Source organism: Azoarcus taiwanensis (assembly GCF_012910885.1).
GTDB lineage: Bacteria > Pseudomonadota > Gammaproteobacteria > Burkholderiales > Rhodocyclaceae > Azoarcus_F > Azoarcus_F taiwanensis.
The window spans coordinates 1-6,872 of sequence record NZ_WTVM01000170.1 but is presented as its reverse complement, the minus strand read 5'-3'; the positions used below and the strand labels follow the sequence as shown (position 1 = coordinate 6,872).

Here is a 6,872-nt window from a genome sequence, read left to right as displayed (position 1 = left end):
GTCGGGCGACTGTGTCGTTGGGGCGCAGGTTGGCGCGGACGACTGTGGTCAGGTGAATCAGCGCATCATCGCCGGCCTGGTGGCCGTAGGTGTCGTTGAGTCGCTTGAAGTTGTCGATGTCGAGCAGCGCGACGCACAGCGGCACGCCGTTGCGCTGGGCGCGGGCGCATTCCTTGTCGAAGGTCTCCTCCAGTCCGCGGCGGTTCAGTACGCCGGTGAGCTGGTCATGGCGCATGGCGCGGCTGGTGGTCTCGAGTTCGCGCTGCAGTTCGGCGATGCGGGCTTCGGCTTCTCTCGCTCGATCGCGAGCGGCGGCAAGTTCCTCGCGTGAGCGGCGGGCCTCTTCCTGGATGTGGCGGGTGTCGCGCATGACTTCGTCGAGTACCGGGCCGATCTCGCCGATGTCTCTTGCGTTGGCGATGCGGGTGGCGTGCGAGGCGATCTTGTCATGATAGCTGCCGGTGGTTTCGCTGAAGTCGGCGAGCTGGTCGATGAAGCCGGCGAGCATGTCGCGCAGGCTGCGCTGAGTGGCTTCCAGATTGTGCTTGAGCTGGCTCTGGCGGTAGATGACGTCCTTGAGCCGTCGTTCTGCGTCCTCGATGCGGCGCACGTTCGCAGGCTGGGTGACCACTTCGCGCAGGGTTTCGATCTGGCCCTGCAGCCACTGGTCGTCCATGACGATCTCGTCAATGTTCTCGAGCAGCAGTTGCAGAAGCTTGAGCAGACCGGCGCGAACCTCGGCGGTTTCGCCCGCGGTGAGCTCCAGCCGGTAGGCGAACTTGCGAAGCTGGGTGCCTACGGTTTGCAGGGCCTCGGCGGTGACCGCCTTTCTGGTCTCCGCCGAGAGCGCGGCGGCTTCTTCGATGAGCGCGGGATGGTCGGCTAGGAACGCGGGCACTGCGGTGTCGAGTGCGATACAGACGAGCTCGCGCAACTGGCCGGACAGGTCTTCGGTGCTCCTACCTGGGGAAGGATCGGGTGACAGGGCGAGCGCAGTGCTCCCGGTGCTCGGTGTAGGCTCCTGCCAGTCGTCTCCTTCTTCCCCGATCGGCACTTCAGGGTCGGTCGGTGCGGTGCTCCAGCCTTTGATCAATCCCTGAAGTCGCTTGTAAAGCGTGGCGGGTTCGTTGGCGGCGAGCACGCGCTGCAGCGATTCGCGCTTGCGGGCCGGTGTCCAGCCGAGTTGACGGCCTTCCCACTGGCGCAGGAGGTCGCCGATGAGCTTGTTCCACGCGGGCGGTTCGACCCCGCCGAGGCTGTCGAGGAGCGAGAAGAGCGTTTGTTCGGCCCGCTCCGTGTCCTCGTTAGCGAGTGCGGTGTCGATGTCACGGGCGAGGCGAACGCGATCGGCGTTGTCGCGCGGCAAACGCTCGGCGATGCTGCGAATGTAGCGTGCCGAGAGTGCGTCACCTGCATCCGAAATGCCGGCGATCTCGTTGTAGATCTGGCGAAAATTGTCAGGCGTCGGTGCGAGACGCCTGGCTGCGAGCATGCGCAGGACTTCGCGGGTGATGTCGGATGGGTTGAGCGGACTCGCCATGTCTATCGCTGGCGTCTCAGACAGCCGCGAGTACGCGGTTCTTGCCTGCGCGCTTGGCTGCGTACATCGCGCGGTCGGCACGGTCGATTGTGTCGTCTGCGTCTTCGTCGGGACGCATGCGGCTCAAGCCGGCGCTGAAAGTGATCAGAATCCGCCGGTTGTCAGCGAGAAAGAAGCGTTTGGTCAAGGACCGCTGCAAGCGGGTGATGATTTCCATGCCCTGCTCTTCGTTGGTGTCCGGCAGCAGGATGATGAACTCCTCGCCCCCGTAGCGGCCAACGGTGTCCTCGGAGCGAAGATCGTCGCGAACCACGCTCACCAGATGCTGCAGGGCTTCATCGCCGGTGCGGTGACCAAAGGTGTCGTTGAGTTGCTTGAAGTTGTCGATATCCAGCAGGGCAATGCAAAGCGGCGTGCCGCGACGGCGCATGACCGAAATCTCGCGCTCTATGGCTTCGTCGATACCCTTGCGGTTGAGTACGCCGGTGAGCGGGTCGTGTCGTACGAGCTCGCTGGTTTCGTCGAGTTCGCGCTGGAGCCGGATGATGCGGTGGTTGGCCGATTCGACCTCCTCGCGCAGTGCCTTGAGCTCCTCGTTCGACTGGCGCGTGGATTCGCGCACATCGCGGGTTTCCGTGAGCAACTCGCCGACTGCGTCGGCCAGATCGTCGAGGCTGTCTGCAGTTTCGATCTCCTGAGCGCAGCGCTCGAGGGTGCGGTGATAATGGTCGGTGGAGTCGCTGAAGCCGGACAATCGGTCCATGAACCCGATGAGCATGCTCTTGAGCCGGTCCTGGGCGTCGGTGAGCTGCTGCTTGAGCTGGGTTTGCTTGTCGATGACGTCGCGCAGACGCCTTTCGGCCTCATCGAGCACGCGTATGTCGAGCGGACTCGAAAAGACCTCGGAGACCATCAGCAGTTGGCCGCGCAGCCAGCTGTCGTCGACGACCAACTGACTGATGTTGTCGAGCACTAGCTTGAGCAACTTGAGCAGCGCTTCGCGAACCGCGCGGCGGTCGTCCTCGATCCATTCGATGCGGTCGGTGAGGCGGCTCAGACGGTTGCGCAATTCCTCGACTTGCTGAACGTCGCCACTGCGCGCCGCGACGGCCTCGGCGATCGCCTCGGCCTCGGCACGCAAGGAATCGTTATCGACCAGCACCGGCAAAATGGCGCGTTTGATGATGACTGTCAGGAATTCGGCGATGGAGGCGTTGCTTTCGCCAGCCACGAGCACCGGCTGACCGGCGCTGTCGGCAGGCGAGGTGCGCGAAGCGATCTCGCTGGCCGTCTCGATTCTGTTGTTGTCTTCTGGCTGGGCGCTCCAGCTACTGACCAGCGCTTGAATTCGCGCATATAGCCGCTCGGCGTTGCCGTTGCTGGAATCGATGACGTGCGTCAGGGCATTGCGCTTTTGCGCGAGAGTGAGGCCGCTGTGCCGTTTTTCGAAGCCTTCGAGCAGGCCGGCGATCAACTGGCCCCACGCTTGTCGTGGGGGCTCGCCAGCGCTCGCCAACTCGATGACGACCTGCTTGAGCAGCGCCCACTGACCCGAAGCGATTGCGCCTTCGAATTGCTGAGCCGCGCGCAGGCGCTCCGGTGTGTTTCGGGGCAGTGAGGCCGCGATGGCCTTGAGGGGCTTTTCGGGAAAGCTGTCGTCCGCCTTTGTGCCAGCTATCCGGTGATAGAACTCGCGATAATTGTCCGGGGTCGGCGGTACCCGCTCACTTGCTAGCCGACGCAGTGCTTCTCGGGCGATTTCGGGGGGACGGAGATTCTGGTCGGACATCGATGGGAAGGCTTGGCCGGACTGCGACTTAACCCACGGAGTATAACCTTCCGTTGCCCTCGTGATCGACAATATCTCACGGCCGTTGCAGGTGAGCCGTGTGTCTGGCCCAAGCGCTCAGTCCTTTGGTTCGGGGCTGTCGGGCAGGTCGTAGCGATCAGCGACGTAGGCCGGACCCTTCATCAGGGTGACGATGACACAGAAGATGCTCACCGTGAGCACCAGCGTCCAGTGGAATATCACGATGCCGATGGCGAGATAGTCGATCATTTGCACTTGCTTGGCGATCGCGATGGCCGAATCGCCACTGGCAAACCACCGGTTGACCAGCGCAAGCAGCGCGGGAAGGACCGTGCCGGCCAGCAGCACCGTTGGCATGCGCCGCAACACCCGCCACTCGAGGCCATGGGGCTCACGCCGCGAACCCGGCAATCTGTTGAGCAGTTTCATTGTGTTCTCCAGCGTTTCGGGGCACTCAGTGAAACATGCGCCTGCACACTGTGGTTGTGCCCGATACGCAGTCGACCGTTGGGCGGGGGGTTAGGTTCAGTCTCAACCCGCTTACCCCTGCGTTATTCTATGAGGTCTCTTACTCTCGGAAAACGGATCTTGGCGTCGGATCGTGGGCTTGAATCCAGGCAGACCTTTGATGAGCGGTGGCTGGCCGAAGCGGTGCGCTTGCGTGAGCAGGCCGAGGGTATGCAGCCGGACGGCATCTTGTTGGCGCGTTTGCGTGCAAGCCATGAAGGGGTGGAGGCGCGGATCATTGCGCGGGCGCGGGAGATCGGCACCCGATGGGGCATGGATGAGTCGATCCGGCGCTGGGTTTCGCGCGAACGGCTGGTGGCCTGGTTGCTTGCTGCGGTGGCGGTGCTGGCCGGTTTTGGGGCTGCGCTCGCGGTGTTGGGTGAGGGTGGGCGGCCGGTGAATGTTGTCTGGGCCTTGGGCGGCCTGCTCGGATTGCATTTGCTGGGCCTCACCGCGTGGGTCGTCGCGCTGGGCTTGACCGGCGGTCACTCGGGCGGTGTTCCTGGTCGAGTGTGGCAGGCGATTGCGGCTCGCTTTGCGGTTGGCGGCAATGCGGAGGCGGTCGGGCGCGCACGCTTGCGTCTGCATGCCAGGGCCGGACTCGAGCGTTGGTGGCTGGGTGCGGTTACTCATGGGTTCTGGTTCATGCTGCTGCTTGGGATGCTGCTCGGCTTGGTGGGCGGGTTGGCCCTGCGGCGCTACGGTTTCGTGTGGGAAACCACGATTCTGCCGACAGCGGTGTTCGAAGGTTTGGTAGCCTCGCTCGGCTGGTTGCCGTCCCTGCTGGGCTTTCCGGTGCCGGATGCGGAGCTCGTGCGCGCGAGTGGGGATGTGGCGCTTGCGAGCGAGGCGGCACGATGGACCTGGTCGATGTGGCTTGTGGGTTGTCTGCTCACCTACGGCTTGCTCCCGCGGCTCGGGCTATGGGCTTTCTGCGGCTGGAAGGTGGCGATTGGCCGCCGCAGGCTGCGACTCTACCCCGACGATCCGGCGTTCTCAGCGCTGGCAGAGCGTTTGTCGCCATCGAGCGAACGCATCGGTGTGTCGGATGCCGCGCCAGAACGCTTGGAAACCGCGCATGTGGTTGCCCCTCATCAGGCCAGTGGCGCCGCGATGGTGGTCGGCATCGAACTCGACAGCACACGTGTGCCCTGGCCGCCAGGCTGGGTCCATGGGGTGAGCGATGGTGGCATTGTCGACAGTCGCGAGCAACGGGCGAGGGTGCTGGCCACGATTGAAGCGAGTACGCCGGCGCGTCTGCTGCTGGTTTGCGATCCGCGATTGTCGCCTGATCGGGGTAGTCTGGCGCTGATTGCAGCCATGTCGGTTCATGCCGGCGCCTGTGCAGTGTGGCTGGCCGGGGCAGACGCCGTGTCAGGGTCCGAGCGGCTCCAACACTGGCTGGATGCGCTCGCCGAGCTTGGCCTGGCCGGGTCGGCGGTGTTCACTGAGGAGGCAACAGCGATGGAGTGGCTGGGCTATGTCGGCTGAGCGACTCCGAACCCCGGCGGTGCGCCTTGCGGTGGTCGGCCATACCAATACCGGCAAGACTTCGCTGATGCGCACGCTCACACGCGACAGCGAGTTTGGTGAAGTTTCCAGCCGTCCGAGCACGACACGCCATGTCGAGGGGGCGCGGCTGGTTGCCGATGGCGAGACGCTGGTGGAGCTTTTCGACACGCCGGGCATGGAAGACCCGATCGCGCTGCTCGAGGTGATCGAAACCGACATGGTGGATGACACTGGCGAGCGGCTGGACGGACCGGCGCGGGTGGAGCGCTTTCTGGCGTCTCCGATGGCGCGGGGGCGGCTGGAGCAGGAGGCCAAGGTATTGCGCCAGATGCTTGCCAGCGATGCCGCGCTCTACGTGGTTGATGCGCGCGATCCGGTACTCGCCAAACATCGCGACGAGTTGGCCTTGCTGGGGGCATGCGCAGTGCCTTTGCTGCCGGTGCTCAACTTCGTTTCCAGTGGCGATGCCAACGAGTCCGCCTGGCGGGAGGCGTTGGCGCGCCTTGGCCTGCACGCGGTGGTGCGTTTCGACACCGTGGCTCCGGAACGTGGCGCCGAGCGCATGCTTTTCGACAAGCTCGCAACCCTGCTCGATACGTGGCGTCCGGCGCTGGATAAACTGGTGGCCTGTCGCGAACGCGAGGCGCAGGCACGCCTGGTGGCAGGTCGCCGGTTAGTGGCCGAGATGCTGGTGGATGTGGCCGCCTGTCGTCGTCATGTCGCGGATACGGACGAGCGTGGGCTGGCGAGCGAGCTGGCTGACCTGAATCGCCGGGTTCGTGAGCGTGAGCAGGTCTGTGTGGATGGCTTGCTGGCCTTGTTCCATTTTCGGCCAGACGCGGTGGACGCCGACGCGCTGCCGCTGGCGGACGGCCGTTGGGAGGCAGACCTGTTTCAGCCTGAGACGCTGCGTAACATGGGGGTCAAGCTCGGCTCGGGTGTTGCGGCCGGCGCGGCGGCAGGTTTTGGGGTGGATGCGTTGTTCGGCGGGTTGACGCTCGGCGCTGGGACTGCGATTGGTGCGCTCGCCGGCGGCGGCGTCCAGGCCTTCCGGCATTTCGGTCGGCGGATCAAGGGAGTGGTGACCGGCGAGCGTGAGCTCAGTGTGGATGACGGTATCCTGCGGCTGCTGATTCTGCGTGAGCTGCACCTGCTCGAAGCACTGGACCGGCGCGGGCATGCGGCGGTCCGTCCGATTGAGCAGTTCGCGGCAGATGAGAAGCAGTGGCGCGAGGGCAAACTCCCCGAAAGCCTGCTCGTGGCCCGAGCGCACGAGAGCTGGTCGTCATTGTGTGGTGGCGGCGGTTTCGACATCGAGCGCGAGCGGGCAATCGACCGCCTGGCCGAAGCTTTGGCTGGCAAAACATCGACTGAAGCAGCCCATCACCCGCACCCGTAGCAGCGGCGCCTCCATTACGGGTGGGAGCGGCGTAAGCCGCGAACAGGGCGGGGTATCGGCATCGGCTTGCGTCGAGCTACCGCCGTATTCGCGCTCCCACGGGC

Annotated in this window: 5 protein-coding genes; 2 read left to right on the top strand and 3 right to left on the bottom strand. The window is 64.6% G+C overall.

Annotation, left to right across the window (positions count from 1 at the left end; translation table 11 throughout):
- The 3 genes from GPA21_RS18255 to GPA21_RS18245 form a co-directional block, all read right to left on the bottom strand.
- Positions 1-1,540: GGDEF domain-containing protein (locus GPA21_RS18255; RefSeq protein WP_168989529.1), on the bottom strand; the 1,540-nt coding region annotated here is incomplete at its 3' end.
- 16 nt (positions 1,541-1,556) lie between these two features.
- On the bottom strand, positions 1,557-3,329 hold the full coding sequence (locus GPA21_RS18250) for a GGDEF domain-containing protein (RefSeq protein WP_168989528.1): 1,773 nt from the start codon (positions 3,327-3,329) through the stop codon (positions 1,557-1,559).
- 117 nt (positions 3,330-3,446) lie between these two features.
- On the bottom strand, positions 3,447-3,779 hold the full coding sequence (locus GPA21_RS18245; RefSeq protein WP_168989527.1) for a hypothetical protein: 333 nt from the start codon (positions 3,777-3,779) through the stop codon (positions 3,447-3,449).
- Between the two features lie 159 nt (positions 3,780-3,938).
- Between GPA21_RS18245 and GPA21_RS18240 the strand changes: the two genes are divergently transcribed.
- Positions 3,939-5,348: a DUF2868 domain-containing protein gene (locus GPA21_RS18240; RefSeq protein ID WP_211163687.1), complete on the top strand. Its 1,410-nt coding sequence runs from the start codon at positions 3,939-3,941 to the stop codon at positions 5,346-5,348.
- Positions 5,338-6,768, top strand: a complete 1,431-nt coding sequence (locus GPA21_RS18235) for a GTPase/DUF3482 domain-containing protein (protein WP_168989525.1) — start codon at positions 5,338-5,340, stop codon at positions 6,766-6,768. Before GPA21_RS18240 ends, GPA21_RS18235 begins: the two co-directional genes overlap by 11 nt.
- The last annotated feature ends 104 nt before the right edge of the window (positions 6,769-6,872 follow it).